The organism is Saccharopolyspora hattusasensis, assembly GCF_050972075.1.
Lineage (GTDB): Bacteria > Actinomycetota > Actinomycetes > Mycobacteriales > Pseudonocardiaceae > Saccharopolyspora > Saccharopolyspora hattusasensis.
In genome coordinates this window covers 3,440,066-3,465,564 of the sequence record NZ_JBPCDC010000001.1, presented here as the reverse complement: position 1 = coordinate 3,465,564, position 25,499 = coordinate 3,440,066, and the positions used below count along the sequence as shown (strand labels likewise).

At 67.6% G+C, this 25,499-nt stretch carries 28 protein-coding genes and 1 pseudogene; 9 read left to right on the top strand and 20 right to left on the bottom strand.

Features of this window, described 5'->3' with window-relative positions:
* Window positions 1-75: 75 nt before the first annotated feature.
* The 4 genes from ACRXBZ_RS15920 to ACRXBZ_RS15905 all read right to left on the bottom strand — a co-directional run bounded on the left by ACRXBZ_RS15920 (window position 76) and on the right by ACRXBZ_RS15905 (window position 1,411).
* Window positions 76-318: a hypothetical protein gene (locus tag ACRXBZ_RS15920; protein WP_433879793.1), complete on the bottom strand. Its 243-nt coding sequence runs from the start codon at window positions 316-318 to the stop codon at window positions 76-78.
* Window positions 319-645: 327 nt separating this feature from the next.
* Complete coding sequence (locus ACRXBZ_RS15915; RefSeq protein ID WP_433879792.1) at window positions 646-924, bottom strand: hypothetical protein; 279 nt, start codon at window positions 922-924, stop codon at window positions 646-648.
* Window positions 921-1,136 (bottom strand): hypothetical protein, encoded by a 216-nt coding sequence (locus tag ACRXBZ_RS15910; RefSeq protein ID WP_433879791.1) that lies wholly within the window; start codon window positions 1,134-1,136, stop codon window positions 921-923. Before ACRXBZ_RS15910 ends, ACRXBZ_RS15915 begins: the two co-directional genes overlap by 4 nt.
* On the bottom strand, window positions 1,133-1,411 hold the full coding sequence (locus ACRXBZ_RS15905; RefSeq protein WP_433879790.1) for an HC3 family zinc finger protein: 279 nt from the start codon (window positions 1,409-1,411) through the stop codon (window positions 1,133-1,135). Before ACRXBZ_RS15905 ends, ACRXBZ_RS15910 begins: the two co-directional genes overlap by 4 nt.
* Window positions 1,412-1,507: 96 nt before the next feature.
* On the opposite strand from ACRXBZ_RS15905, the gene ACRXBZ_RS15900 reads away from it, so the two are divergent.
* Complete coding sequence (locus ACRXBZ_RS15900) at window positions 1,508-2,374, top strand: helix-turn-helix domain-containing protein (RefSeq protein ID WP_433879789.1); 867 nt, start codon at window positions 1,508-1,510, stop codon at window positions 2,372-2,374.
* 20 nt (window positions 2,375-2,394) lie between these two features.
* Window positions 2,395-2,589, top strand: coding sequence for a DUF397 domain-containing protein (locus ACRXBZ_RS15895; RefSeq protein ID WP_190820908.1), 195 nt, complete (start codon window positions 2,395-2,397; stop codon window positions 2,587-2,589).
* Window positions 2,590-2,733: 144 nt separating this feature from the next.
* Here the strand turns inward: ACRXBZ_RS15895 and ACRXBZ_RS15890 are convergent, their stop codons facing one another.
* The 5 genes from ACRXBZ_RS15890 to ACRXBZ_RS15870 all read right to left on the bottom strand — a co-directional run bounded on the left by ACRXBZ_RS15890 (window position 2,734) and on the right by ACRXBZ_RS15870 (window position 7,080).
* The gene (locus ACRXBZ_RS15890; RefSeq protein WP_433879788.1) at window positions 2,734-4,023 is read right to left on the bottom strand and encodes a hypothetical protein; all 1,290 of its coding nucleotides are present in this window, start codon (window positions 4,021-4,023) and stop codon (window positions 2,734-2,736) included.
* A gap of 33 nt (window positions 4,024-4,056) precedes the next feature.
* Entirely contained in the window at window positions 4,057-4,632 is a 576-nt protein-coding gene (locus ACRXBZ_RS15885; RefSeq protein ID WP_433879787.1) for a DUF3558 domain-containing protein, read from the bottom strand.
* A gap of 2 nt (window positions 4,633-4,634) precedes the next feature.
* A complete protein-coding gene (locus tag ACRXBZ_RS15880) occupies window positions 4,635-5,054 on the bottom strand; it encodes a hypothetical protein (RefSeq protein ID WP_433879786.1) in 420 nt (139 codons plus the stop codon).
* Between the two features lie 130 nt (window positions 5,055-5,184).
* The gene (locus ACRXBZ_RS15875) at window positions 5,185-5,994 is read right to left on the bottom strand and encodes an ESX secretion-associated protein EspG (RefSeq protein WP_433879785.1); all 810 of its coding nucleotides are present in this window, start codon (window positions 5,992-5,994) and stop codon (window positions 5,185-5,187) included.
* A 177-nt stretch (window positions 5,995-6,171) separates the two neighbouring features.
* A complete protein-coding gene (locus ACRXBZ_RS15870; protein ID WP_433879784.1) occupies window positions 6,172-7,080 on the bottom strand; it encodes a glycoside hydrolase family 16 protein in 909 nt (302 codons plus the stop codon).
* Between the two features lie 339 nt (window positions 7,081-7,419).
* On the opposite strand from ACRXBZ_RS15870, the gene ACRXBZ_RS15865 reads away from it, so the two are divergent.
* Both ACRXBZ_RS15865 and ACRXBZ_RS15860 read left to right on the top strand, forming a co-directional pair.
* Complete coding sequence (locus ACRXBZ_RS15865) at window positions 7,420-7,803, top strand: hypothetical protein (RefSeq protein ID WP_433879783.1); 384 nt, start codon at window positions 7,420-7,422, stop codon at window positions 7,801-7,803.
* A gap of 6 nt (window positions 7,804-7,809) precedes the next feature.
* Window positions 7,810-8,196, top strand: a complete 387-nt coding sequence (locus tag ACRXBZ_RS15860; RefSeq protein ID WP_433879782.1) for a GIDE domain-containing protein — start codon at window positions 7,810-7,812, stop codon at window positions 8,194-8,196.
* A 101-nt stretch (window positions 8,197-8,297) separates the two neighbouring features.
* On the opposite strand, the gene ACRXBZ_RS15855 is transcribed toward ACRXBZ_RS15860, so the two are convergent.
* Window positions 8,298-8,501, bottom strand: coding sequence for a hypothetical protein (locus ACRXBZ_RS15855; protein ID WP_433879781.1), 204 nt, complete (start codon window positions 8,499-8,501; stop codon window positions 8,298-8,300).
* Window positions 8,494-9,744 carry a PspC domain-containing protein gene (locus ACRXBZ_RS15850; RefSeq protein WP_433879780.1) on the bottom strand — a complete coding sequence of 417 codons (1,251 nt, stop codon included), beginning with the start codon at window positions 9,742-9,744 and terminating at the stop codon, window positions 8,494-8,496. Before ACRXBZ_RS15850 ends, ACRXBZ_RS15855 begins: the two co-directional genes overlap by 8 nt.
* Window positions 9,745-9,863: 119 nt before the next feature.
* Here ACRXBZ_RS15850 and ACRXBZ_RS15845 point away from each other — a divergent pair, with 119 nt between their 5' ends.
* Window positions 9,864-11,186, top strand: a complete 1,323-nt coding sequence (locus tag ACRXBZ_RS15845; protein WP_433883890.1) for an ATP-binding protein — start codon at window positions 9,864-9,866, stop codon at window positions 11,184-11,186.
* A 37-nt stretch (window positions 11,187-11,223) separates the two neighbouring features.
* Window positions 11,224-11,919, top strand: a complete 696-nt coding sequence (locus ACRXBZ_RS15840) for a response regulator (protein WP_168585423.1) — start codon at window positions 11,224-11,226, stop codon at window positions 11,917-11,919.
* A 111-nt stretch (window positions 11,920-12,030) separates the two neighbouring features.
* On the opposite strand, the gene ACRXBZ_RS15835 is transcribed toward ACRXBZ_RS15840, so the two are convergent.
* The gene (locus ACRXBZ_RS15835; protein WP_433879779.1) at window positions 12,031-13,104 is read right to left on the bottom strand and encodes a DMT family transporter; all 1,074 of its coding nucleotides are present in this window, start codon (window positions 13,102-13,104) and stop codon (window positions 12,031-12,033) included.
* A gap of 173 nt (window positions 13,105-13,277) precedes the next feature.
* Between ACRXBZ_RS15835 and ACRXBZ_RS15830 the strand changes: the two genes are divergently transcribed.
* Window positions 13,278-14,174, top strand: a complete 897-nt coding sequence (locus ACRXBZ_RS15830) for a LysR family transcriptional regulator (protein WP_433879778.1) — start codon at window positions 13,278-13,280, stop codon at window positions 14,172-14,174.
* A gap of 364 nt (window positions 14,175-14,538) precedes the next feature.
* Here the strand turns inward: ACRXBZ_RS15830 and ACRXBZ_RS15825 are convergent, their stop codons facing one another.
* Together ACRXBZ_RS15825 and ACRXBZ_RS15820 are read right to left on the bottom strand one after the other, a co-directional pair.
* Entirely contained in the window at window positions 14,539-14,697 is a 159-nt protein-coding gene (locus ACRXBZ_RS15825; RefSeq protein ID WP_433879777.1) for a hypothetical protein, read from the bottom strand.
* 72 nt (window positions 14,698-14,769) lie between these two features.
* A pseudogene (locus ACRXBZ_RS15820) lies at window positions 14,770-15,350 on the bottom strand (transposase); the annotation flags it as partial.
* A gap of 299 nt (window positions 15,351-15,649) precedes the next feature.
* Between ACRXBZ_RS15820 and ACRXBZ_RS15815 the strand changes: the two are divergent.
* Together ACRXBZ_RS15815 and ACRXBZ_RS15810 are read left to right on the top strand one after the other, a co-directional pair.
* Complete coding sequence (locus ACRXBZ_RS15815) at window positions 15,650-16,450, top strand: pyridoxal phosphate-dependent decarboxylase family protein (RefSeq protein WP_433879776.1); 801 nt, start codon at window positions 15,650-15,652, stop codon at window positions 16,448-16,450.
* A gap of 2 nt (window positions 16,451-16,452) precedes the next feature.
* The gene (locus ACRXBZ_RS15810) at window positions 16,453-17,763 is read left to right on the top strand and encodes a cytochrome P450 (RefSeq protein ID WP_433879775.1); all 1,311 of its coding nucleotides are present in this window, start codon (window positions 16,453-16,455) and stop codon (window positions 17,761-17,763) included.
* An 11-nt stretch (window positions 17,764-17,774) separates the two neighbouring features.
* On the opposite strand, the gene ACRXBZ_RS15805 is transcribed toward ACRXBZ_RS15810, so the two are convergent.
* From ACRXBZ_RS15805 to ACRXBZ_RS15780, 6 genes are all read right to left on the bottom strand, one after another.
* Entirely contained in the window at window positions 17,775-18,752 is a 978-nt protein-coding gene (locus ACRXBZ_RS15805) for a glutathione S-transferase family protein (protein WP_433879774.1), read from the bottom strand.
* A 431-nt stretch (window positions 18,753-19,183) separates the two neighbouring features.
* The gene (locus tag ACRXBZ_RS15800; RefSeq protein ID WP_433879773.1) at window positions 19,184-20,707 is read right to left on the bottom strand and encodes a serine/threonine-protein kinase; all 1,524 of its coding nucleotides are present in this window, start codon (window positions 20,705-20,707) and stop codon (window positions 19,184-19,186) included.
* Between the two features lie 201 nt (window positions 20,708-20,908).
* Complete coding sequence (locus ACRXBZ_RS15795) at window positions 20,909-22,327, bottom strand: serine/threonine-protein kinase (RefSeq protein WP_433879772.1); 1,419 nt, start codon at window positions 22,325-22,327, stop codon at window positions 20,909-20,911.
* A gap of 470 nt (window positions 22,328-22,797) precedes the next feature.
* A complete protein-coding gene (locus tag ACRXBZ_RS15790) occupies window positions 22,798-23,556 on the bottom strand; it encodes a hypothetical protein (RefSeq protein WP_433879771.1) in 759 nt (252 codons plus the stop codon).
* A 136-nt stretch (window positions 23,557-23,692) separates the two neighbouring features.
* Window positions 23,693-24,628 (bottom strand): hypothetical protein, encoded by a 936-nt coding sequence (locus ACRXBZ_RS15785; RefSeq protein ID WP_433879770.1) that lies wholly within the window; start codon window positions 24,626-24,628, stop codon window positions 23,693-23,695.
* A gap of 34 nt (window positions 24,629-24,662) precedes the next feature.
* Window positions 24,663-25,391, bottom strand: coding sequence for a PIG-L deacetylase family protein (locus ACRXBZ_RS15780; RefSeq protein WP_168585410.1), 729 nt, complete (start codon window positions 25,389-25,391; stop codon window positions 24,663-24,665).
* Window positions 25,392-25,499: the final 108 nt, after the last annotated feature.

Here is a 25,499-nt window from a genome sequence, read left to right as displayed (position 1 = left end):
CAGGACCTCGGTGACCCTTTCCAGGGGATTCGGCGGCCGGCGAATCCCAGGGATTCCGCGGTCGGCGCCCTTTTGTCAGGCCGTGTCCGGTGGTAGCTCGACGCGGACTTGCCCGGTTTGGACCTGCTCTGCGCACCATGCGCACACCGGACGATCGTCCTTTTCAGACACCTCGGCAGGTGGGGTGAGTACGCCGCACAGGGCGGTCAGCTTGCCGTGGTCACGCGGCACGAACCTGTTGAGCAGGATGTGGTTCTGGTAGCCGAACGCGGCCCAAGACCCGGTAGGAGGGTCCTCGATGGATTGATCATCGGACATGGCTGTTCTTTTCCACGAACGGAAGTCTCATGTAGGCGGGACTGGGACTGGGGCTGGACTGGGGTTGGGCCGGTGGATGCTCCGAAGGGTGGCGCGTCAGGGTTAACAACCAGACGCACGGTTCACATGGCTGTAGTTCTGCGACAAGGGCATCTTTTGCCGAGTTTGCCGGCCGAGTCGGCCGGCGGAAGGTGCCCTTCACGCCTCTCGCTGTCGGGTAGTGGGGTGGCCGGTCGGTGCGTGGGGTGGTGAGTCGCACCGACCGGCCCGCAAGGCCCGGTGCCGTGGGTCGGGGGCGCGTCGGCGTCCGGGCCCGAGATTCGGGGGTTAGAGGCGGTGGAGGGCGTCGAGGATTCGGCGTTGGATTTCCAGCGGTGGTGGCTGGGGCGCGTTGATGTCCTTTGTGGAGTGTGGTGGGGGTTGGGGTTCGCGCAGGTGGTGCCGACCGCGGGACGCGGCTTCGGCGGCGGCCTGGGCTAGCAGGTGCCGAACCGTCAGCGCGCCGTCGCCGCCGCCGGAGTGTTTGCCGTACTCGGAGAAGTGGCGAGTCGCGAACCACGCGACGACAACGAAAACAGCTGCACTGAGTATGAGCGTGGGGATCATGAGTCGGCCCTCGTTGCGTCGATGACTGCCAGTTCGTGGCCGGGAACGGTCGCGGTGTTGTCGCGCAATGCGACGACCAGGCAGTCGAGGCCTCTCGCGGTCTTTTCGAGATCGTCAACGTTCCACAGGCCGCGCTCGATGTCGTCGACCGCAAAGCCGAGCATCACGATCGCGGACCGCATGAGTCTCGCGAGCCGGGCGTAGTCGGTCATCGCGTACCGCCCTTCGGCATCGGAATCCCGGCGAGCTCGTGAGCTTTGACGTTGCACTCGGGACAGGTTTCCCACAGCCACGCCACGTCGGAGTTGTCTGCGGGCAGTTGATGCCTGCACAACGTGGCCACCACGAAGCCATTCGGGTAGCCGCCAAGGGGTTTCGTGTCGGCGCTGGCATGTCGCTTTCCGCAGGCGGGAATCCAGCTGAACGGGTGCGGTCGGTACATCACGACGCCGCCTGCGAGGTGGTGACACGGCTGGTGGACGACCACATGGATTCACTCCTGAATCATGAATCTCGTCTGACACATCAGAAGATATCGGCGATAATGTCAGATCATCAAGTCCCGCAACCGGGTGAACACTCTGTGACCTACGAGATCGTTAAGATGACGGCCATGTCATCGGCGCGGCAGCGGCAACTGGGCAGCTGGCTTGAGAAGCTGCGCAAGCAGCAGGGCTACGACGTGGAAGACGCCGCCAAGGTCCTGGGCTGTTCGGTCAGCAAGATCAGGCATATCGAAGCCGGCCGATCCAAGGTCAAGAAGACCGAGCTGGCCAAGCTGTTGCATTGCTACAAAGCACCGGACGACGTGCGCGAACAGCTGGAGGCTACGCAGGCCGACGCCGAACAGCGCGGTTGGTGGGAGTCATACCGAGTGCCGGACTGGTTCGCGCCGTTCGTCGAGTTCGAGAGCTTCGCAAGCGAGGCGTACAACTTCGAACTCGACTTGATTCCCGGGCTGCTGCAGACCGAGCGCTACGCCTACGAAGTGCACCGGGCGGGTCGATATACGACCAATCCGCCGGATATCCAGCGTCGGGTGAAGGCACGCATGGAGCGACAGCGCAGGCTTGACGAGAACCCGCCCTTGGAGTTTCGCGCCGTGGTAGCTGAGGCGGCGTTCCATCGGCTGGTCGGCGGGCCTGAAGTGATGCGCGAGCAGATCGATGCCGTGATCGAGCGGTGTCAGTTGTCAAACGTGATCCTTCAGGTGCTGCCGTTCAAAGCGGGCATGCACGCCAGTCCATCTGGCGCGTTCATCGTGTTGGCGTTCTCTCGGCCGGACGAGGAGTCGATCGGGTTCATGGACTCGCCGCTTGGTGGTCACACCGTTGATAAAGAAGACGACGTGGCGGCCCTGCGTTACGTCTTCGACGAGGTCCGTTCCCTGGCGCTACCTGCTCCCGAATCGCTAGATCTTCTGCGTACGATCAGGGACAACCTGGCGTAAGACACTTAGGAGGTTGGTGCGTGGACCTCTCCCGCACGACGTGGCGCAAGTCGTCGCGGTCGAACAGTGGCGGCAACTGTGTCGAGGTTGGTCGTGTCGGTGGTGGCGCTGCGGTGCGTGACACCAAGGATCGTGCCGCCGGGTACTTCACCGCCACCGGCTCTCAGTGGCGGGCGTTCATTGGCGCGGTGAAGGCCGGCCGGTTCGGCGACTGACCTGGGTGCCTGAATGGCCGTTCCTGTTGCCGGTGGTGACAGGAACGGCCATTCGCATGTGGTCAAAAAAGGGTGCTCGCCGCGGAATCCCCCTGGGAAAAGGGGATGCCGTGGCCAGCACCGGAGCAGGGTGACCGCGGGTTGTTATCGCTTCTCCGGAGGGCGAGGGGGTTTGCCCTCCATGTTCTGTGCGGACCAGTCACCGAACACGGGCGGTGCGGTCTTGGGCAGGCCGAGGTCGTCCCACGGGTCGGTGTTGGGCTCGGCGTATTTGTTGGTGTGTTCCTTGTCCTCGTCGCCGGAACGTTTACCCCGCCCTGGTGCACCGGTCGCGCCCGCAGCACCCGCGCCAGCACGCGCTGCGCCACTCGCGCCTGAGCCTGCGCCGCTGCCGGGTGTGAGGCCGCCGACACCGGCTCGACCACCCCCGCCCACGTTGCCCGCACCGCCGCGAACACCCGCATCGGTTCCGGGGCCGACACCGCGGCCCGAACCCGTACCGCCGCCGACTCGGCCGCCTGTTTCCGGCGCGGGAGTTCCACCGCCAGAATTGCTGGGCGGGATCACCGCGTTACCGACGAACCCGCCGCCACTGGGCCCTGGCGTTGGAGTCGCCGTAACCGGCAGTGGAGTCGCGCCGGCGGCAGGTGGATTCGACCATGCCGAACCCGATGCGGCCGGAGCTTGCGGCGACGGACTCACAGATGAATGCGCCGGTGGCGTCGATGTTGAAGGGTGCGGGCCGGGGGCGTGTGGGGTCGACGGTCGGCCCGCGCTCGTGTCGCTGGTGGAGCTGGTGGCGGTGGAGTTCGTGCTCGGGTTGACCTTGTTCACCGGCGTGGACGGGTCCGAAGTCACATTCCCGGCGAAGGTGGGCGGCGGCGGGAACTGCTGGATGCCGTTGACCCGCTCGTTGGTGGCCCCGGTGTAGGACTCGTACTGCTCCCGCGCCTGCGCCTCGACCTGGTCATGGCGCTCCTCGTGCGCTGCACGAACACCGGACTTGATCCCGTAGGAGATCGGGTTGACGTAGTCACCCCAGCCGATGTTGTCCGGCGGCACCCGGTACGGCGGGGGGAACGCGTTCTTGAAGTCCGCTGAGCCCTGCGCCTGCTGCTGCACCGCCGCCCCGGACTGCGCGGCAACCTCGATCGCTCCTCGGGTCGCTTGCGACAGCGGCGTCACGGCGTCCCGAGCCTGCTCACCCGCGCCGCCCTGCATCATGATCTCGGAGTCCTTGAGCACCCGAGCCAGCGCGGCGTCCGCGTCGACAAAGGCTGAGCTCACCTGCTCCCGCCAGTTCGCGGCGGCCTGCGATGCTGCGGCGACACCCGGCCCGGCCTCCACCTCGCCGTAGATCTTCGGGTGATCAAACGCCGCAACGGCTCGCCCTGGTATCGCCTGCTTACCGAACAACCAATCAAACGCCCCCATAGCCCCTCCCGTAGCTCCCTACCGAATCCGACCTCACGCAGGAGGAAGATTCTTGATCACCATCTCTGCGATCTCGTCCGCGGCTGCACACGGATCGGAAAACCCTGATGCTTTGAAATCCTCAGTACCCATCTGGAAGTCGACCAGGAACAGTTCTGTATCCGATGTGCTCACATAGGTTCCACACGAACCGCTAGTGGCCCCAACGTGAGTTGCTGGATACCCCGCGACCTCAGCTGTCGGCTTACCATCTGCCACGATCTTCGTGGTGTACCGCAAGCCCTGGCCTTGGACTGTGTCTGGTGAAACCTGCAGGGCCAACTTGGCGTCGTCCCAGGCGCAGTTGGCTTGACCCCATTGGGACTTGTCCTGTCGCCCAGTGGTCGTCGCGCCAACTTCTTGCAGCTGCTGTCGGTTAAGCAGCTGGCAGGGGTCGCTAATGGCCTTGAGGTTCTTGGGCTGGTCGATCCGGAACGGGTCGTTCACTGCTGACGTGGTCTCGCCCCCGGTGGTGGGCTCGGGCTGCCCTGGTGTCGGGCTGGAGCAGCCGGCCAAACCGAGACCGAAAAGGCTCGCCGCAGCAGCGAGGGTGGTACGTGTGGTGTTCACAGTCAGGCCATCCGGTTGTCGTCATCGATGCGCTGGTGGTCCTCGATCGCCTGCTGAACAGCGGCCTTGAAACCCTCAATCCAGTCGATCATGCCTTGCGCTGTGTCGAACAGACAGCCCTCGCCCCCTTGGGCCCGTTCGCTGATTTTCTTGAACGCTTCGACCGTGACGTCGTCGGCGAATGGAGGCGTGACGTTTGAGAGCTGCCTCGCCAATCGTTGCGCCTCGACGTATTTGGCGCGGACTTCGTCGAGTCCTGCGAGAACGCGCGGCAACTGGTCGGGCTGGATCTCGAAGGTCTGGTGACCGTTCACGGTGCCTGCCGCGATCATCGCGGCGCCGGTGACCGGGTTGAACGGGGTCATTGCCATCCCGACGGCCTGCATTGCTGCGGCTTGCTGCGGTGACATCGGCTCGCTCACGCCTGGTGCCCTCCTGCATTCGATCGTCGTCCGGCCGTGATCCTGGCACAGCCGTCCCTCTTCGTGGGCAAAGTCAAGTAGGACCAGCCACATCGCCCAGCCCCGAACTGCTGCTCACCGGGGCAAGCGTCTATCGCTGCTGGTCGCGGACCTTTCGTCGGAGGTCGTCGCGGTAGGAACGCAGCGCGTCGATAAGCACCTTGGTGTCGGCTGGGGTGACCAGCGTGTTCTCGCCCCGTGGCAGTTGGGTGATCCGCGCGACCCTGCCGGTGGGGCTGTGGTGGGTCGTGATCGCCCACGGCCAGAGGTAGCTGTGGCCGTCGGGCTCGCGGATGCCGACGTTGAACTGCCCGATCATCCGGTCCGCCATGTTCGCGAGTCTGCCGACCGCCTTGGCGTCGCCGGCGCGGATTCCGGCCTGGCCGAGTTCGTAGGCGATCCAGTCGCCCTGGTCGGCCTGGTGGTTCTCGGCCTCCGTGCCGGCGGCGGCCAGGATCTTCGTCGGTACCGTGACACCCTGGCCCGCCGCGGGGATAACTTCGGGCAGGCACGCAACGAGCGCCTGTCCGGCGGCGTTCGGGGCGAGCTCATCGATCCATACTCGGTCGCGGCTGAGGACGAAACGGAACGCCAGGTGATTCACGGTCACCATCGCCCGCGTTTCGGGCTTGTCCGGCTCGGTGAGGTAGAGGTAAGCGAACGACTGACCATAGGCCAGTGCGGAGACGATTTCGTACCACTGGTCGTTCAGCCTGCCGCTGCGGTCGATCCAGCCCTTGGCCCGCGCACTGTCCTGTGCGGCCTCCAGCGTCGCTCGCGGATCGTTGGGCTGATCAAGCCCGCTGCGAGCCGAGGTCACGAACACCGGCACATCGAACTTCCGCCGTGCTTCCGCCGCCGAGACCAGCCCGGCATCCTGCCGGGCCTTCTCCTGCCGCACGATCGCACCGAACTCCCAGAAACTGCACTCCACCCCAGGCCCCGGATATTTTTGTCGTGTTCCCCCGTTTGAGAAGGCTATCGCGCAAGCTTTTCGGACGAGGCCAGTCGGCCGCATTCCGGGGACACGTCACCCATCTAGCCGTGTCGCACGAGATATTCTGAACATTCCGGCCGATCACGAAAGAGCATCGGCAACGGGAACGACCCGGACCCAGTCGATGAGGTACCGGACGTTGCCCGTCGCAATCCTGTCCACTGTGGACTGCGGTAGGCCGAAGTACGGTTCCGTCACGCCGTTGACGCCGTTCGGGTACCCGCCGCCGAGCGCGAAGTTCAGGATCAGGAACTGCGGGTCGTCGTACGCCCACGTCCAGCCCTTGGACTCGATCTCCTGCTTGGTGACCCGGTACGTCTCGGTGTCGTCCACGAAGAAGGTCAACCCGTTCGGGGCCCAGTCCACTTCGTACACATGCCAGTCCGCCGGGTCCTTGGCCTCGAAGTTCTGGCGCCTGGTGAACGGGGTGTCGCCGTGGTACTCCGGGCCGTGCAGCGCCGAGCTCGTCCACGGCTCGCCGACGTGTTCCATCACGTCGATCTCGCCGCACTCCGGCCACGGCTTGCCCGCGTCGATGTTCGAGCCCAGCGACCACCACGCGGGCCACAGCCCGGATGCGGTGGCGTTCTCGGGGAGCTTGAGCCGTGCCGAGTACCTGCCGTAGGTGAACTCGACCTTGTCCTGGGTCTTGATCCGGCCGGAGATGAAGTCGTAGGTCTGGCCGTCCGGCGCCTGGTGGCCGGGCTCGAACCGGGGGTGCAGCGCCAGCGCACCGTTGCTCGCCCCGGTCGACGGGTCCTGGTCGAGGTAGATGGTATCGGGCGAATCGACGTACGCCTGCTGTTCCTGGTTGACGGTGCCGAAGTTCTCGCCGGTGACCTCGACCGTCCACTTGGAACGGTCGAGCTCCGACCCGGAGAAGTCGTCGAAGAACACCTCGGCGCGGGGCGTCGCACCGGCTTCGGACAGCGGCGCGGAGGCCAGCAGGGCGTGTGCGGCATCGGCCGCGAGCAGTCGTCTCGGGGCCATGTCGGCTCCTTCCGAGTAGCTGGGAGCGCCCCACTCCCGCGCACCCAGCGGTCCGAGTGGATCGATCGAGTATGCCCACCGGTTCCGCATCAGGTCTCGCGCGTGGCGTGTTTTGGAAACGCGTTCAGATCCCGCGCACCGCTCGGGGAGAACGAGCGGCGATTTCGCGCGAAATCGCCGCTCCCCACGCGTGCCGGATGGCGATTTCGCGCGAAATCGCCATCCCGCGGATCGCGGTCCCGGGCGCCAGTTGTGGCGAGCGTTGCTGTTCTGCCGAAATCGATGCCCGAGCCGGGCGTGCGGAACTAGGGTCGGGCGGGACTGATCTGGGGAGGGCCGATGGCCGTGGTCATCGTCGGGGTCGTGCTGCTGGTCGCGGCCGCCATCGGGTTCTACTTCATGCGTCGCGCCCGCGACGAGCTGCACGCGATGATCGGCGCGGAAACCCTGCCGGTCAACGAGTTGGAGCTGCTGCGCAAGGCTTCCGACGAAGTCGGCGCGCGGGGCGGATTCCGCAAGGAGTGCGAGGTCGTCGGCGCGGCGCACCCGCGCCCGGAAGGCATGCTCATCTCCGAGCTCAGCAAGCGAATGCGTTTGGTTCCGCTATGTCGTCAAGCGTCGCTACGAGCGGGTGCGCTACCGGGATGGTCGTCGGCAAGTCGACCGGGGCAGCGAAACCGTCGCCGAGCACACGTCGTGGGAGGGCTACACGCTGCGCGATGACCCGGCATGCTGATCGGCGTCGATCCCAACGGCACCAAACCGGATCGGCCGGAGCAGGTCGTCGACCGGTTCGAGCCGCACAACCCGCAGGGGCCGACCGTGTTCGGCTTCCAGCTGCCGAACATCTTCGACAACAGCGGCACGGTCGGCTACGAGTACAAGGAGTGGGTGATCCGGCCTGGTCAGCGGCTGTACATCTTTGGTGAGGCGCACGACAGGATCGGTCCGCTGGTGATCGGCAAGCCCGAGCAGAAGGGCTTCTTCATCATCTCCACCCGCAGCGAGCAGGAGGTGCGCGACAGCCTCCGGACCCAACACCGGTTGCTGGCGTTCGGGATTCCGGCGGCCGCGCTGGCCGGGATCGTCTGCGTCGTCCTCGGCATCGTGCTCTGACGCGCCGTTCCCAGACCCATCCCGGGGTGCTGCTCCGCAATTTCAATGGAAATCGGCCCTTCGATTTCCATTGAAATCGAAGGGCCTGGGACGGGACGACCTCAGGTGTCGCGGCGGGTGCGGAACGAGGCGATCAGCATGACGACGCCGATCACGACGGCGGCGACCGCCAGCAGCCATTGGATGTGACCGCCGAAGCCGAACAGCAGGCCGCCCGCGACAGCGACCGAGAGCAAGCCGGCGACCAGCGTCACCACGTCCGGATCGTCCCGGTCGGGACGACGGTTGATCTCGTTGTCAGCCACGGGTGACCTCCACGCTTCCAGTGCCCACCACGAGGTCGAGCACGATGTGCCCACCGCCGGGGCCGTCTTCGCCCTGGTCGGTGACCGAGATGTCCGCCCCCCGGCCGTCCGCCGTGTCGTTGAAGCACCGCACGTCGCCCAGTTCCGACGCGCACCGCGCCGTCACGTCCACGTTCGGGGGCAGCTGGACGGTGATGTCGCCCAACCCGACCTTGGCTCCGGTGCGCAGCTCCTGGCCGTCGGTGATCTGCAGGTCCCGCAGGTCGAACAGGACGGAACCGGCCGACCGCTGGTAGTGCGGGAGCACGTTCTCGATCGAGGTGGGCCGCACCTCGTCGCTGCCCATGTTCCCGGTGAAGTCGCCCATCGGCAGCACCGCCATCGCCATGGCCAACGCGCCGACCGGGATCGCGGCCCCGATCAGACCGCGACCGCCCCGCAGGAACGCGCCGCCGATCATGCCGAGCCCCAGCACGGCGAGCGCGATCGCCAGCGCCGACTCCGGCGGCGCGCCGATCGCCGCAGCCAGGACGGATGCGAACGCCGCCAGCGCCAGGGTCGCGATGGTGATCCAGCGCCGTTTGGGCCGCGGCGGCGGTTGGGGTTCCTCGGGTTCGCTCGGTTCGGGCAACTCCCAGGCGAACGGTGCGGCCCCCAGCGGGTCCCAGGCCGGCGGCTGCTGTGGCGGCTGTTCGGCCTGCGCTGCGTTCGTCGTGGTCGATGCGACGCCGGGGTAGACCCAGGTGTTCTCGGCCACCGGAACCGCCGGCTGTGGACCGGCGACGGGAGCCGCTGTGGCCGGTGCTGTCGCCGTCGGCGTGACGCCGCGGTCGCCGTAGTTGCGGTGCAGCAGGTAGAGCGCGCCGAGACCGAGGGCCACGCCGATGATCGCCGGCGAGCTCGTCAGCCAGAACACGCCGGGGATCAGCAGCAGCACAAGGACCACGGCCAGCCCGGTGGACGTCGGTTCCCGGGTCGGCTCGGTCGAGCCCGGCAGCGGATCGCCTTCCTTCGGGAACACCAACCAGCCCAGCAGGTAGAGCACCACCCCGGCGCCGCCGTAGATCGTGGCCAGCGCGAAGGCGACGCGAACCAGGATCGGATCGATGCCGTACCGCGTGCCGATCGCGGCGGACACGCCACCCAGCTTGCCGCCCGTGCGAGGCCGCATCGGGCGGGTAGCCCAGAAGCCCCGCAAGGTTTCCTCGAAACCGGCGGCGCCGGATAGCTTCGTGCTGCTCATGGCTACCACTATCCGAGAGCGGTGCCCCCGGAGGCATCAGGGACGCCCCTGAGACTGCCCGGAAAGTCAGGGGCCGTCCCCGATGCCCGCGCGCGTGCGGGCGTGTGACGATCGTTGTCGTGAAGGCCCGGTTTAAGCGGAAACGGACTCATCAGGCGGAAGCGGCCGATGCAACGCCGCTGGCGGAGCGGCCGACGGTGCCGCTGTCGACGCAGTCCACGTTGTCCGGGCAGTTGCGGCGCCGGCGCACCGGACGGCTGGTGGCCGGGGTCGCCAGCGGTGTCGCAGAGCACCTGAACCTCCCGGTGCTGTGGGTGCGCGGTGCCTTCGCGGCGCTAGCCGTGTGCGGCGGGGCGGGGATCCTCGCGTACGCGGTGCTCTGGGTGTTCGTGCCGCAGAGCAGCGGCGTGGAACAGCCCATCTCGGTCAAGGAACGCCAGCAGGGCGTCGGGATGATCCTGCTCTGCATCGGGGCGATGGTGGCGGCCGTGTCGTTCATCGCGGCGCCGACGTGGGTCGTCGCCCCGCTGGTGGTGGTGCTGGTCGGGGCCGCCGTGGTCTGGCGGGAAGCCGACGAGTCGCAGCGCCGCCGGTGGCGGCAGGGCGCCCGGTCCGGGGTGGCGGGCGCGCTGCTGGGCGGCGGCGGGCGGGCGGCGCTGGTGCGTATCTCGGCCGGGGCGGCGCTGGTGGTCCTGGGCCTCGTGATCTTCCTGGTCGGCACCTCCTCCATCGACGACGTCCGCTTCGGATTGCTTTCGGTGCTCGCCACGCTGATCGGCGTAGCGGTGCTGACCGTGCCGTGGTGGGTGCGGCTGGTGCGCGACCTCAACGTCGAGCGGGCCAGCCGCATCCGCTCCCAGGAGCGCGCCGAGATCGCCGCGCACCTGCACGACTCGGTGCTGCAGACCCTCGCGCTGATCCAGAAGCAGGCCGATTCCGAGCGCGAGGTGCGCCGCCTGGCGCGGGGCCAGGAACGCGAGCTGCGGAACTGGCTGTACGGCCCCGACGGCTACGGTTCCGAGCGGGAGGCGGCGATCGACGACGCGCCCGCCGCCCGGTTCGCCGCCGCGCTGGGCCGGGTCTGCGGCGAGGTCGAGGACGTCTTCGCGATCAAGGTCCAGCAGGTCGTCGTCGGCGACTGCGACCTCGACGAGCGGCTGACCGCGCAGCTCGCCGCGGCCCGGGAAGCGGTCGTCAACGCCGCCAAGCACGCGGGGGTCGCGGAGGTCAGCGTCTACGCGGAGGTGGAGTCCGAGCAGGTCTCGGTGTACGTGCGGGACCGCGGCGCGGGGTTCGACCCGGACCGCGTGCCCGACGACCGGCACGGCCTCGCCGACTCGATCCACGGCCGCATGCAGCGGCACGGCGGCCGGGTCAAGGTGCGCACCTCGCCCGGCTCGGGCACCGAGGTGCAGATGGAAATGCCCAGGGCCGCGGCGTGAACTCGCGTACCCTGCGGGACGAACCCAGCGATGGAGGATGTTGATCGTGACCGGTGAAGCGACACCCGAGGTCAGCGAATCCCGGCCGGTCCGGGTGTTCCTGGTCGACGACCACGCGTTGTTCCGCGCCGGGGTACGCGCCGAGCTCGGCGCGTCCGCCGACCGAGTCGAGGTGGTCGGCGAGGCGGGATCGGTGGCCGAGGCCGTCACCGGGATCGATCACTACCGCCCAGAGGTGGTGCTGCTCGACGTGCACATGCCCGACGGCGGCGGAGCCGAGGTGCTCCGGCAGGTGCGCAGCAAGTACACCGAAGTGGTGTTCCTGGCGCTGTCGGTGTCGGACGCGGCGGAGGACGTCATCGCGGTGATCCGCAGCGGGGCGCGCGGTTACGTCACCAAGACGATCTCCGGGCGGGAGCTCGCGGACGCGGTCGAGCGCGTGCGGGCGGGCGACGCGGTGTTCTCGCCACGGCTGGCGGGCTTCGTGCTGGACGCCTTCTCGGAGGGCCCGAACTCGGCCCCGGTCGGCGACCCGGAGCTCGACCTGCTGACGCCGCGGGAGCGTGAGGTGCTGCGGCTGCTGGCGCGCGGCTACGCGTACAAGGAGATCGCGTCCGAGCTGTTCATCTCGGTGAAGACGGTGGAGACGCACGTGTCCAGCGTGCTGCGCAAAACCCAGCTGTCGAACCGCTACGAGCTGTCCCGCTGGGCCTCAGACCGCCGCCTGGTGTGACTCGGTCTTTATCGGCAGCCGTAGCTGTTCCGGCGCCCCGGACCCGCGATGACCAGCTGACCTGACCTCCGGGGATTTCCCGGTTCTGGACCAGGAAATCCCCGGACCAGGTCATTTCAGCGGGTGGTTGGTGGCCAGGTCGGCGTAGAGCTGAGAGCCGCGCATCAACGCGAGGCGGATCCTGGTCCAGGCGCCGGGCGGCTCGATCGGCGGGAGCTCGTCGGTGCGGGTGGTGCGGGTGGTGCGAGTGGCCTTGGTGCGGAGCTGGTTCGACATCTCGTCCTCTTCGGGAGCGGGTGCGGCAACGGGTTTCGGGGCGGGGGAGCGGCGGGTCAGGGCTACGCCCAGCAGCACGATCGCCATGCCCAGCAGGACCCGCAAGCCCAGTTCTTCGCCAAGCAGCAACCAACCGAGCAGCACCGATACGATCGGCATCAGATAGGCCACCGTGGACGCCGTCGTCGCGCCTTCGTCGCCGATGATCCGGTAGTTGATCGCGAACGCGAGTCCGGTGCCGAAGATGCCCAGGGCCGCGACCGCGAGCAGCGCGAGGGGCTCCCAGCGCACCGGCTGCAGGCCGTCGAGCGGGAGTGCCAGCAGCGCGTATCCGGTGGCGGCGACCATCTGCATGGCGGCCAGCGCCAGCGGTGGCAGGCCGTGGTTCCCGGTGAGGTTCCGTCCGATGTAGACGTAGCCGATCCCGTAGCTGACCGCCGCGCTCAGGCAGGCGAGCACGCCCCAGCTGAGCAGGCTGCCGCCCTGCCACGGGGCGAAGATCAGCAGCACCCCGAGGAACCCCAGCAGCAGTCCGCCGAGTCGGGTCGGCGGCATCGCCTCGCGACCGGCGAACAGCCCGAACAGCACCGTCCACAGTGGCGTCGTCGCGTTCAGCACGCCGGTCAGGCCGGAGTCGACGGTCTGCTCGCCGAGGCCGAACAGCACCCACGGCAGCGCGCTGCCGAACAGCGCGGCGACGGCGATGTGCCGCCACAGCTTGCGGTCGCGGCTCGGTCGCATGCCGCGCAGCGCGCACAGCGCGAGGAGGACCGCGGCGCCGAGCACGATGCGGGTCAGTGCGATCTGGGTCGGGGAGAGCGCCCCCAGCGCGAGCTTGATCAGCAGAAAGCTGGAGCCCCAAAGCAGCGCCAGCACGCCCAGTCGGACGTAGTTGTTCGGGTTGTTCATGTCCTGTCCGGTCTCGCGGGGTATCGCGTGGTCGAGGTGTCGCCGTGAAGGTAGGTCGTCGGTGTTTCGGCGCCCGCCGAACCGATTTCCGCCTACTACGTTGCGCCAACCCAGACATAAGAACAAGTGAAATAAAATCAATCGATGTTTTAGGTTTGCTGTATCGTGGAGTCGTGTTGGACGTACGCCGGATGCAAGTGCTGCGCGCCGTGGTCACCAGCGGCTCGGTCAGCGCGGCCGCGACGAACCTCGGGTACACCCCGTCCGCGATCAGCCAGCAGCTGTCCACGCTGGAGAAGGAGGCGGGCACGCCGCTGCTGGAGAAGGTCGGGCGCGGGCTCCGGCCGACCCCGGCGGGCACCCTGCTGGCCGAGCGCGCCGGGCAGATCGCCGAGCTGCTCAGCAGCACCGAGGCGGAGCTGGCCGACATCCGCGCCGGGCGCACCGGCCTGCTGCGGGTGCGGTTCTTCCACACCGCCAGCGTCGGGCTGATTCCGCCCGCGGTCGCCAAGTTCCGGGCCGAGCACCCCGAGGTCCAGCTCGACCTGCGGATGCAGGAGGTCGGGCTGCTCGACGAGGTGGCCCGCGGCGAGGCCGACCTGGCGATCATCGTGGTGGGGCGTGCGGTGCCCGAACGACGCGGGGTGCGGTTCGTGCACCTCGGCGACGACCCGTACCGGCTGGTGCTGCCGAAATCGCACCCAATGGCCGCCCAGGACTGCGTGGACCTGGTCCAGCTGGCCCGCGAATCCTGGATCAACAGCGCCGTGACCAGCGATGACGTCTGCTCGACGCTGCTCAGGGACGCCTACGCCAGTGCCGGGTTCACGCCCAAGGTGGCGCTGGAGACCGACGGCAGCTACTCAGCGCAGGGTTTCGTGGCCGCGGGGCTGGGCGTTGCGCTGGTCCCGCGCCTGGGCCTGGACGTCGTGCACCCCGGAGTGGTGGTGAGGCCGGTGCGCAACCCGGAGCCCGCCCGCCGCCTGTACGTCGCGGTGCGGGAAACGGTGGCCGACCGCCCGGCCACCCAGTCCATGCTCAACACCCTCCTGGAGATCGCCCAAGCCTGAAAACCTATCCCGGGCTGGTGCTTGACTGTGCGGGTAGCGGAACCTCAGACGCCTTCTCGGCTCCGGGATCCCGACTCCTGCATGGCCGCAGCGAAGGACCCGTGAGCGTTTCGGGTTGGGCGCTGTTTCCTAGGTTATCGGTGTTTCGCCGTCGGATGAACCACTGCAAGTTCCGGTCGGACCGGTTGAGTTTGCCGACCCGGCCCAGCTCCCGCCGGACGTCGTCCAGGTCGAGCATCCGAGCCTCGTTGATCCGCAAGCCGACATCGCTGGCCAACCGGGCGACCGCGTAGTTGCGGACGTCCGACGCGAACTTGCGGCAGTTGGCCAGCTCCTCGCGCCACCCAGCAAACAGCTGCTCGATCTACTGCTCGCTCGGCGGGATCCGCAGCTGCGGTTCGACTGAGGCCGGCGGCCGGTTCATCCCGTCCAGCGGGCACTCGACCACCCGGCCGGTCAGGTTGTGTAGCTCAACCTTGTGCTGCAGTTCCAGGAACTCGAAGTACACCGCGGGGGTAACCACGCGACAGCCAGAGCCACCCCACATCTCCTTATCCAGGCTGATGGTCTAAGAGACTGTTGGGTAACTGGGTGGTTACGCAGCGATGTTGGTTTCGGCGGTGAGTCGGCGGGCGGCTTCGCGTTCGGTGGCGTTGGACCACCGGATGCTCTGGCCGGCGAGCCGGGTGGCCATGAGGCGGATCATCGCGAGTTTGATCATGTTTTCGGAGTTCGCGGTCAGGCGTTCGTAGTCGCGGGCGAGGCGACGGTTGCGGATCAGCCACCCAAAAGTTCGTTCGACCACCCACCTAGCCTAGTAGTAGCACCTGGAACCCCTTGACATCGTCGCTGCGTTTGACGATTTCCAGTACCAGTCCGAGTTTTTCCTTCGCCCAGGCCAGCAGGCCGTTGACGACGGAGTTGGCGTATCCGCCATCGGCCCACACCAGAGCGATCGAGGGGAACCGGGCCGCCAGGCGCCGCAGGATCTCGCGCCCGCCGCGCTCCGCGCGGTCCTGCACCGATGCGGAGGTGACCATGATGACCAGCAGCAGGCCGAGGGTGTCCACGATGAGGTGCCGTTTGCGGCCTGTCGTTTTCTTGCCCATATCGAACCCGCGTTTCGCGCAGCGCGTCGTGGACACGGTCGATCGTGCCGTCGGCACTCCAGTCCCTTTGTCATCTCGACACGCTGGCCGAGATCAACATCACGCCACGCTCAGTGTCGCCCCAGTTACCCAACAGTCTCTAAGAGAGAGATGATCATATCATGGAGAGTGATCAAGGCTCAGGGTGGGGTGCGGTCGCGTAGGCCTGACCAAAGATGCTGGTCCTGGGACAACGGCTGCGCTGGTGGCGAGCTGATCAACTCATGAACCCGATGACTGTTGCATGCCTTGGCTCAAGGGCAGAGTCGCTGGGCCAGATTGGTGAGAATGTTCCCCGCTGTGGGTGATCGGCAAAAGGGAAAAAATTTGGCCGAACTGTGCGCCCGCATCGCCGACGACCGCGCGGCAGGCTTCCGGCCGGTCTGCGTTGTCGGTACGGCGGGCACCACCAACTCCGGTGCAGTCGACGACCTCGCCGCCATCGCCCGGATTGCCCATGAAGAGGGCGCTTGGTTCCACGCAGATGCGTGCTTCGGCGGCTTCTTCCGGTTGACCGAGCGCGGCAGGGCTGCTCTGCGCGGCATCGAGGACGCCGACTCCATCTCGGTCGACGCGCACAAGTCGCTATTCCTGCCACACGGCAGCTCTGCTCTGCTGGTGAAGGATCGGGTCCGGCTAGGCGACGCGTTCGAGATCCCAGGTGCCGCCTACCTGCCAGGGTTTGTCGACGAACCTGAGCTGGCCGACTTCGCGTCATATGGCCCGGAGTTGTCTCGCGAGATCCGGGGTCTGACCGCCTGGCTGCCGCTGAAGATGCACGGTGTGGCGGCGTTCGAGACCACTCTGGACGAGAAGATCGATCTCGCGCACTACCTCGCCGACCGGCTGGCGACCCTGGACGGTCTGGAGGTGGTGCGCCAGCACCCCATCCACTTGCCTGTGGTCATCTTCAAGCTCAGTGGGGCTCGTGACTCCGTCCTCAACGCCGAACTCTGTGAGCTGGTCTGCTCACGGGGCAACGTCTACCTCACGACGACCGAACTGCCGGAGCACGGTCTGGTCGTGCGGGCCTGCATCCTGCACCACCAGACCGACCGTACCGTCGTCGACCGGATGGTCGACGACGTCGAGTGGTCGGTGCGCGTCCTGCGCGACAAGGAGAACTGACCGTGCTCGATATCGCCAAGTCCTCGATTCCCGGCCCGAATGGTGAGCCGTGGGACGTGCTCGCCCGTTTCAACGAAGACACCTACGGCTACCTGGACGAACTGTTCGCCGTGTACGGCACCCTCTTCAGCCTCCCGCTGGGCAATGTCGGTGGGCTGTTCCTGCCGCATATCAACGACAACGGCAATTGGGTGTTCCTCACCCGTCCACACCAGATCAAGGTCATGTACGAGTCGCCGGACGATGTCATCTCCGGTGCGGAGGCCAACAAGATCTTCTTCGGCACGGATGAGGCCTCGGTCGCCTACATCGAGGGCAAAGCCCATCGCAAACGTCGCCAGCAACTCCATCCTTTCGGTGGCAGCCGCGACTACGCCGAGCTGGTGCTGGCCGAACTCGCTCGCCAGGTCGAGACCTGGCCCAAGGGCACGCCGTTCCGGCTGTTCGAAAAACTTCAGATCATGACGTCCGCCATCATCACTGAGGTGGTGTGCGGCAACATGGCGGAAGAAGACCGCGAATTCATCCGCACAACGCTGCTGCACACCGAGAACGCCAAAAACACTGGTGAGGAGGTACTGGCCGCCGATGCCGGCATCCGCTCCCTGGTGGCACGTCGCATCCCGGACTACCGCGTCTGGTCAGCGCCGGAGTCTCCGGACACTCTGTCGCTTCTGCTGAGACTGGCAGAAGAGGGGGATGTGGAGCTGACCGACGAGGTTATCCGCGACGAGGTGTTCAGTCTCCTGTACACCGGCTTTTCCACCACCGCCAACACCCTGGCGTGGACGTTCGTCCGCCTGCTACGTGACGAGCGCGTGCTCGGCTCGGTGCGAAAGGAGATCGCGGACAACATCGGTGACGGCACCATTACCCGCGACAGCGTCAACACGCTGCCGTACCTGGATGCGGTGCTCAAGGAGGTCCTGCGCTTGCATCCGGTGACCGCGCTCAACGGCGTGCGGCTGCTCAAGCAGGACATCGAGTTGGACGGTTACCAGGTTCCGGCCGGGTCGATCCTGGTGCACTGCGCCTACCTGCTCCAGCGTTCGTCGGAGGTTTTCGATGCGGCGACCGAGTTCCAGCCGGAGCGGTTCCTCACCTGCTCGGTGGATCGGTACCGCTGGGGCGCGTTCGGCGGCGGCAGCCGGACGTGCCTCGGCAGGGGCTTCTCGATGAACGAGATGAAGCTGGTGGTCACCAAGCTGCTGACCGACCACGAGCTACGGGCCGTCGGCGTCGGCGTCCCCAAGGCGCAGTTGCAGGGCTTCTTCATGGCGCCCATCGACGGCGCACTCGTGGAAATGGCTTGATTCCTTTCCTCTCAACCGATCTGGGGGACCCTGTCCTTCTCCAGTGGCGGACCGGGCGGCCTGCCGTCGCCGAACGGCCTGCCGCCGAGTTGTTCTCGGCCGTGCGCGGTCAGCCACGCCACTGGCTTAGGTCCGACTGCGACGATCCGCGTCGGATTGATTCCCGAGTGGACGTAGTAGTAATGCTTGCGGATGTGGTCGAAGTCGATGGTGTCCCCGAAGCCAGGCGTCTGGAACAGGTCCCGCGCGTAGCTCCACAGGGCGGGGTACTCGATCAGCTTGCGCAGGTTGCACTTGAAGTGCCCGTGGTACACCGCATCGAAGCGCACCAGCGTCGGCCACAGCCGGATGTCGGCTTCGGTGATGCTGTCGCCCACCAGGTACCGGCGGGTGGTGAGCCGCGCCTCCAGTTGATCCAACTCGGCGAACACTCGGCGCACCGCGCCTTCGTACGCCTGTTGGTTCGGGGCGAAACCAGCCATGTAGACGCCGTTGTTGAGGTTGGCGTAAACCGACTCGTTCACCGCATTGATCTCGTCGCGCAGCGCGTCGGGGTACAGGTCCGGGGCACCGTCGCGTTGCAGCGCAACCCATTCCTTGCCCATGTCGATGGTCAGCGACTCGAAGTCGTTTGACACCAGATGCCCGGAGGGTATGTCCACCAGCACGGGCACACTAACGCCACCGTCGTAGCCTGGGCGACGAGCCAGGTACGAGTCGCGCAATGCGTGCACGCCTAGCACTGGATCAACACCACCTACGTCGTCGGAGAACACCCAGTGCGCGTCGCCGGCGATGGTCTCCAGGATCGGACTGGCGACTGCCTGCGAGATCGCATCGTCTAGACCCATCAACCGCCGCACGATCGCAGTTCGGTTGGCCCACGGGCATGCCCGGCTGATCACCAACCGGTACCGCTTTGCCTCAATCGGCCACTTGGTCGAGCTAGCGGTGACCCGATCGGTAAAAGCCATGGGATCACGCGTCATCTCTTCTGTGGGAAGCTCACCGGCCTTCATGCAGTAAGTTCTACCGCCTGCGGTACCCGAGCGTCACGTCGACCACGAACTCGTCGTCAACGGCCTGGCCTGGGCGAAGGACAAACTCGGACTGGTACTGGAAATCGTCAAACGCTGCGACGATGTCAAGGGGTTCCAGGTGCTACCGCGCAGGTGGTTGGTCGAACTCAACTGGCAACTCTCTGGCCTTTCAGATCTGCATCCGCCCACCGCGGCGGGACCGCAGCGAAGCTTCAGACAAACGATCAAGGCCGTCAACAAACAGGTCAGGATCTCGCGTGCTTAGTGCCAGTTTCCGTTCTCACCAGTCAGCCCCGGATCCCGGAGACCAGACGGTGTCTGATGTTCCGGGCTCGCACTGCCGCGCAGAACGAGTTTGGAAACAGTCTCTGGCGGGGCGGTCAGTTGCGGCGGTCGGTGTTGATCAACGGCTTCCCGTCGGGCGTGGCGACCATGCCGAGCACGTGCGACTCGGTGACCTTGCTGTGGCCCTTGGTGAACTGCAGTGTCACGATCACGTTGGCCCCGGACTGCACCGGCTCGCCGATGATCTTCACGTCCTCGATCGTCTTCCAGAACCCCTCGTAGCGGTCCTTGCCCTGTGACTGCAGGTTCGGCCCCAGCAGATTCCAGGCCTGGTCCAGCTTGCCCGGCACCAGCGAGTAGTACCTGCGCACCACGTCCACGATCTCGTCCTGAGACGGCTGCTGCATCGCGCTGGTCGACGGCGGGGAGCTGCTGGTGGTCGCGGGCGCGGAAGTCGCCGTCGCCGTGGTCGTGGTTGCCGTGGCCGACGAGGCGCTGGACTCCGGGGGCGTCTGCGGCGGGGCGGACGGAGCGAACTGCCCCTGCGGTGTCCCGTCTCCGAAGGCGTTCGCGGCGAGCACCCCGACCAGCACCGCGACCACGATCGCCACCACCCACAAGGCGATCTGGCGGTAGTTGCGCCGCGGTGCCTCCTGCTGCGCGGGCACCGCGCCACCGACCATGGTGGGCGGATTGGCCGCCGGGGGCGGACCCATCCGGTTGCCCGCGGGCGGCGTACGCGGCGATGCGGCCTGCGGCCGCTGCCAGCCGCCGCTGGGCGAAGCGTTCGGGATCGGCCGCCCGTCGAGCACAGCCTGCAGCAGCTCGCGGGCCTGTGCCATGGTCGGCCGGTCGACCGGGTCCGGGCGCAGCAGCTGTATCAGCGCCGGGGTCATCGGCCCGGCCTGCTGCGGCGGCTCGATCTGCCCGCGCGCCACCCGGTGCAGCAGGCTGATCGCGTTTTCGTCCACCCCGAACGGCGGCCCGCCCTCGATCGCCGCGTACAGCGTCGAGCCCAGCGAGAAAACGTCGGAGGCAGGCGCCGGATCCCGTCCCAGCGCCACCTCCGGCGCCAGGTACGCCGGGGTGCCGGCGAGGATGCCGCTCTTGGTGACCGCGACATCGCCGATGGCCCGGGAGATGCCGAAGTCGGTGATCTTGGCGATGTCGTTGTCGCCCAGCAGGATATTGCCGGGCTTGAGGTCGCGGTGCACGATGCCGGCCATGTGCGCCGCGGCCAGCGCCCCGGCCACCTGCACGCCGATCCGCGCCACCTGCAGCGGCGGCAGCACGCCCTGCTCGTCGATGACCGACGAGAGGCTTTGCGACGGCAGGTATTCCATGACCAGGACCGGCTGGCCCTCGTCCTCCGCGACGTCGAACACGACGATCGCGTTCTGGTGCTGCAATCGGGCGGCGATGCGGCCTTCGCGCATCGCCCGCTGACGGGCTTCTTCGGTTTCTTCGGGGGTGTAACCGGGCTGCAGCAGCAGCTGCTTGACTGCGACCGTGCGGTGCAGGCGCTCGTCAACGGCCTGCCACACCACGCCCATGGCGCCGCTGCCGATCTGCTGCTGCAAGCGGTACCGGCCCGCGATCAAACGACCTTCGGCGCTCACCGGTGTCTCCTGGTACTGGCTGTGCCTACTTGGACAGTACTGACCGGACCCCCGTGGCCAGCTTTCACCCGACGGTGCGCAACGTTACTGGGCGTCTCGCACCCGATCGCACACCGGGGCCACCCGTGCCCGAACACACTCGTGGCCGGGGAGCTCACCGCGTGGTGAACGCCCCGGCCAGCCCGTGTTCGCGAGCGGATCCTATTCCCCGGACCCGCTGCTGTTCGGCTCGCTCGTAGGCGTGTCGTCGGGTTCCGTGGTGGGCGTCGTCGTCTTCGACGTGGACGGCGGCGTCTGCGAAGTCGACGGCGGCGTTGTCTTCGGTGTCGTCGGCGGCGTCGTGCTCGGTGTCGTCGGCGGCGTCGTGCTCGGGACGTTGGTCTTCGTGGCGGTCGGCTCTTTCTCGCTGGTGGTCTCCGGCGGTGGCGGAGGCACCGGGTTTACCTGCGAGGTCGTCGTGTTCCCGGTGTTCTCCGGCGGCTTCTGGCTGTTCATCAGCGCAGATGTCACCAGCACCGCGATCACCGCGACGGCCACCAGCGCGATGCCCGAGATCACCACGGGCCGCTTGCTCCTGCGTGGCTTCTCATAGATCGCCGCGTCGCCACGGGTGTCGGAACCCATGTACGAGGTGGCGTCCGCGTAGGCCTGCTCGGAGTACGGCTCGTCCTCGTAGTAGGACGCGACGGTGGTGCCGTTCGAGCCGGCGACGCTGGTCGGGGCCAGATCGGGCCGACTGGGCTCCGGGGTCAGCGCGGGCGGGATCGGCGCCACCATGGCCGGGACCGAGGTCACCGAACCGCCGTCGGCCACCGCCTGCAGCATGTCCCGGACCTGTGCCATGTCCGGCCGGTCCTCGACGCGGGCGGCCATCATCGCCATCAGCGGCGGCACCATCGGGCCCGCCTGCTGCGGCGGCTCGATCTTCCCGGCGGCCACCGCGTGCAGCAGCGCGAGGGTGTTCTCGTTCAGCCCGAACGGCGGGTGGCCCTCGATCGCCGCGTACAGCGTCGCGCCGAGCGAGAACACGTCGGAGGCGGGTGTCGGCTCCTGGCCCATCGCCACGTCGGGGGACAGGTAGGCGGGCGTGCCCGCGAGCATCCCGGTCTTGGTGACCTGGACGTCGCCCTGCGCCCGCGAGATCCCGAAGTCGGTGATCTTCACCTGGCCGTTGTCGCCGAGCAGGATGTTGCCGGGCTTGATGTCGCGGTGTACGACACCGGCGGCGTGCGCCGCACCCAGTGCCGAGGCGACCTGCGTACCGATCCGCGCCACCTCGCGCGGCGGGAGCGGCCCGTGATCGGACATCATCCCGGCGAGGCTGGTGGACGGCAGGTACTCCATGACCAGGACCGGCTGACCCTCGTCCTCGGCCACGTCGTACACCGAGATCGCGTTCGGGTGCTGTAGGCGGGCCGCGATGCGGCCTTCCCGCATTGCCCGCTGCCGCGCTTCCTCGGCCTCACCCGGATCCAATCCGGGCTGCAGCAACAACTGCTTGACCGCGACCGTGCGGTGCAGGCGTTCGTCGACACACTCCCACACCACGCCCATCGCGCCACTGCCGATGCGTCGCTGCACTCGGTAGCGTCCGGCGACCAGGCGACCTTCGTCGCTCACCGACGTCTCCCCGTACTGCTATCGATGCTCAACGGGCACCGCATGAACCCGGGAGGATCGTCCCGGGCACGGCCCCACCGAACATCGGCGGATTAGGCGGACCGGCTCCGGCCCCCCGATATGTACACGTTCTCGACGCGGTCCGGTTTGGCCGGATGGCTCGATCCGAACCGCGATAAGGGAGCCTAGCCCACGCCGTGTTGGCGTAGGCCCGAAGTCGAAAAGATCGGTGCAACCCAATTCGACGTTACGCTGCCGACCTAGCGCGGTCGGCCGAACCGGATCCGCCTCACAGCCGTTTCCGCTGGTGATGTTGGGCGTATCGGGTCCTCCGAGGCGTCCGCGCGGGGACGTGAGCCGGTGGCGCGGAGAAGCGATATCGCCGCTGTCCGGTTCATCTCGGTACCGGGGCGGGCGTTTCCGCGGGCCCGGTCGTTGTCGCATTGTTGTGAGAAGCCGTTCCCGCGCCGCTACCGGGGAGAGACGTGCCGGGCGCCGAGCAGTTCGGCCTCGACGATCTTCGGATGGGCATCCGATTCGACTGTGAGCAGCTGGCGGAGCACCACCCGGTGCCCGTCCGGATAGCGGGCCTCGACCTCGGTCAGCACCACGCCGACCGACCTCGTATGCGCCCGCAGCTGCAGCGATTCGACGGCTTCCCACCCCCGGACCAGCGCCGCCCGCTGCCCGGCGAGCAGTCTCGGGTCCACCAGCGCAACGGCCGAGCTCGGGTCGTGCTGCAAGCGGCGGTAGAACTCGTTGACCAGGCTGAGCGCCGATCCTTGGCTGCCCGCCGTGGGGTTGGCGGTGCTCTGCTCCGCAGGTTCCGGCGCGTCGCTGGTGCCGCCCGAACCGGCCACTGCGGCGAAGCCGCCGTTGTCGGCGAACGGCCAGCCGGCGTTGCGCACCAGGTCTGGTCGAAGCGCCGACACGCCGTCGATCGGGGCGGCGGAGGAAGCGGGGTGCGGCGCGGCGGCAGGTTCCGCGATGATCGTCGCGCCTACCGAAGCGGCCCCGAGGATCAGCAGAGCACCCAGCGAGCCGAGGACGATCCGGCAGCGCAGCGACAGCGCATCATCCGCCGGATCAGGCGTCTTGAGCAGTTGGTCGGCGAGGCGCTCGTGCTCCGGGGACAGCGGGATCCGCTTCATCAACTCGGCCACGGTGATCGCGCCCGTACCCGAGTCGGCGTGGTCGTGGCGGCTGCCGGTCGAAGGGTGATGCTGCACTCGCTGGCCCGTCCTCGTGAGTTGGCTCCGCCGGACTCGTACCGCGACGATGCCCTGATCGAGAAGCCTTGCAGTCGAGTTCACCGGAAGGGAACGTTGCGGAGGCTCGAACGGAGCAGTGGATCAGGATTCGTGATCAGAAGATTCGCTTGTCGGAGGTGATCAGCGGTTCGTCCTCCAGTGTGTACCGCAGCTCCCGGCGCTGGGTCTGCACGGTGCCGTCCGCCATGGTCAACCGGAGGGTGTGCACCGTGCTGTTCGGTGTCGCGTAGCCGTCGACGATCTCGACCGACTCGGTACCCGAGTACCGGGCGGCGAACGCCTCGTAGCCCTCGGCCCGCAACGATCCGGTGGTCATCGAGTAGGCGTCCCGCAGGTCGCCGCGGCTGATCGCGGCGTGGTACGCCCGGCTGCGCTGCTTGATCGCCTCGGTGTCGCCGAACAGCAGCTGCGGGACCGCGGGCACCCGCGTCCCGCTGGTCGAGGCCGGCGCGGCGCTGGAGGTCGACCAGCCGAGTATGCCTGGAGCCGGAACCGTGCCGCTGGCGGAGCTCGACGGGCTCGGGACGCCTTCGGGCACGGCCATCGGCGGCAGCGCCTGCACCGAGCCGGTCGTCCGCACCGCCTCCGGCCGGGTCGGATTGCCGGTCAGGTAGTACGGGTCCGAAGGCGGCAGCGGCGGGTAGTCGCGGCCGCGCGGCATGCTCGGCAGCTCCAGACCCTCGATCGTCGTCGTGCTGTCGGCCAGCAAGGTCGTGACGAACATCAGCCCGCCCAGCGCGGCGGCCGACGAAGCGATCGCGAACCAGGCCGCCTGCCGCCAGGTCCGCGGCGGGGTGACCGAGGCCGGGACCATGCCCAGGTCGAACTTGTGCAACCCGCCCACCGGCACGGTGTCGACCAGCGGGTCGGTCACCAGCCCCGCGGCGAGCGCGTGCGACGCCTGGCACTTGCGGGGCACCGGTGTCCACGAGACCGCTGCTCCGGTCCGGTGCCGGCCGTGCGCGGGCGGTTCCGGCGTCGGCGGCTCGTCGAGCTGGCCGCTCCAGCCGGGGGTTCTGCCGCTGTGCATCGGAAGTCTCGACTTTCTGCGACTCGCGGGGAGTTCACGACGTGTCGACTACGTGGAATGCCTCGGCGAGTCGACCGGCCATGCCGTGCCGCTCGGCCGTCCGTGCCAGGTGCCGCCGGATCATGCCCTGGAGGTCGTCGAGATGGGCGGTTTGCGACCGGTGTGCGGACAGCGCCGCGAGTTTCGCGTCGAAGAAATCGGTGATGTCGACCGCCCGGTTGACCCGCTCTTCGGGTGATTCCGACATCCACAGCTCGCTCACTGTCCACGGCTGCAGCCCTTCCTGCAGCAACGCGGGGTGGGCGAAGCCGTTGCGCGCGTCCGGGTAGATCGCGGCGAGGGTGGCCTCGCCGACGGCGCGGTGGTCCGGGTGCGAGGTCGGGAGGTGGGCCCAGTTGATCTCCGGGGAGTGGCTGATGACCCGGTGCGGGCGGACCTGGCGGATCACCCTGGTGATGTCCCGCCGCAGCTGCAGGTTCGCGGTGACCTGCCCGTCCTGGTAGCCGAGGAACTGCACGTCGGTGACGCCGACGGCGGCTGCGGCGGCCCGCTGCTCGTCCTGCCGGATGCGCGGCATGTCCTCCCGCGGTGTGTGGTCGAAGCCCCCGGCATCGCCCGCGGTGCACACGCAGTAGGTGACCTGCATACCGTCGGCGACCCAGGAGGCGATGGTGCCCGCGGACCCGAAGTCGACGTCGTCGGGGTGCGCGGTGACCACCAAAGCACGCCGGGCTGCTGTGGACGCTTCCGGCGAAGTGGTCATGGTCACAGCTTAAAGGGGCAGACGTGACGACTCCGGTGCGGGGTCAAACGACTACTCATTGTGAGCAAAAAGGCCTTTCGGTGCGTTGTGCTGCATCGAAAGGCCCAA

What these genes read in the sequence shown, in the direction of transcription:
- ACRXBZ_RS15920 (WP_433879793.1), bottom strand. Translation starts at nt 318, where the DNA reads ATGTCCGATGATCAATCCATCGAGGACCCTCCTACCGGGTCTTGGGCC.
- ACRXBZ_RS15915 (WP_433879792.1), bottom strand. Translation starts at nt 924, where the DNA reads ATGATCCCCACGCTCATACTCAGTGCAGCTGTTTTCGTTGTCGTCGCG.
- ACRXBZ_RS15910 (WP_433879791.1), bottom strand. Translation starts at nt 1,136, where the DNA reads ATGACCGACTACGCCCGGCTCGCGAGACTCATGCGGTCCGCGATCGTG.
- ACRXBZ_RS15890 (WP_433879788.1), bottom strand. Translation starts at nt 4,023, where the DNA reads ATGGGGGCGTTTGATTGGTTGTTCGGTAAGCAGGCGATACCAGGGCGA.
- ACRXBZ_RS15870 (WP_433879784.1), bottom strand. Translation starts at nt 7,080, where the DNA reads ATGGCCCCGAGACGACTGCTCGCGGCCGATGCCGCACACGCCCTGCTG.
- ACRXBZ_RS15865 (WP_433879783.1), top strand. Translation starts at nt 7,420, where the DNA reads ATGGCCGTGGTCATCGTCGGGGTCGTGCTGCTGGTCGCGGCCGCCATC.
- ACRXBZ_RS15860 (WP_433879782.1), top strand. Translation starts at nt 7,810, where the DNA reads ATGCTGATCGGCGTCGATCCCAACGGCACCAAACCGGATCGGCCGGAG.
- ACRXBZ_RS15850 (WP_433879780.1), bottom strand. Translation starts at nt 9,744, where the DNA reads ATGAGCAGCACGAAGCTATCCGGCGCCGCCGGTTTCGAGGAAACCTTG.
- ACRXBZ_RS15840 (WP_168585423.1), top strand. Translation starts at nt 11,224, where the DNA reads ATGTTGATCGTGACCGGTGAAGCGACACCCGAGGTCAGCGAATCCCGG.
- ACRXBZ_RS15835 (WP_433879779.1), bottom strand. Translation starts at nt 13,104, where the DNA reads ATGAACAACCCGAACAACTACGTCCGACTGGGCGTGCTGGCGCTGCTT.
- ACRXBZ_RS15805 (WP_433879774.1), bottom strand. Translation starts at nt 18,752, where the DNA reads ATGACGCGTGATCCCATGGCTTTTACCGATCGGGTCACCGCTAGCTCG.
- ACRXBZ_RS15785 (WP_433879770.1), bottom strand. Translation starts at nt 24,628, where the DNA reads ATGCACAGCGGCAGAACCCCCGGCTGGAGCGGCCAGCTCGACGAGCCG.
- ACRXBZ_RS15780 (WP_168585410.1), bottom strand. Translation starts at nt 25,391, where the DNA reads ATGACCACTTCGCCGGAAGCGTCCACAGCAGCCCGGCGTGCTTTGGTG.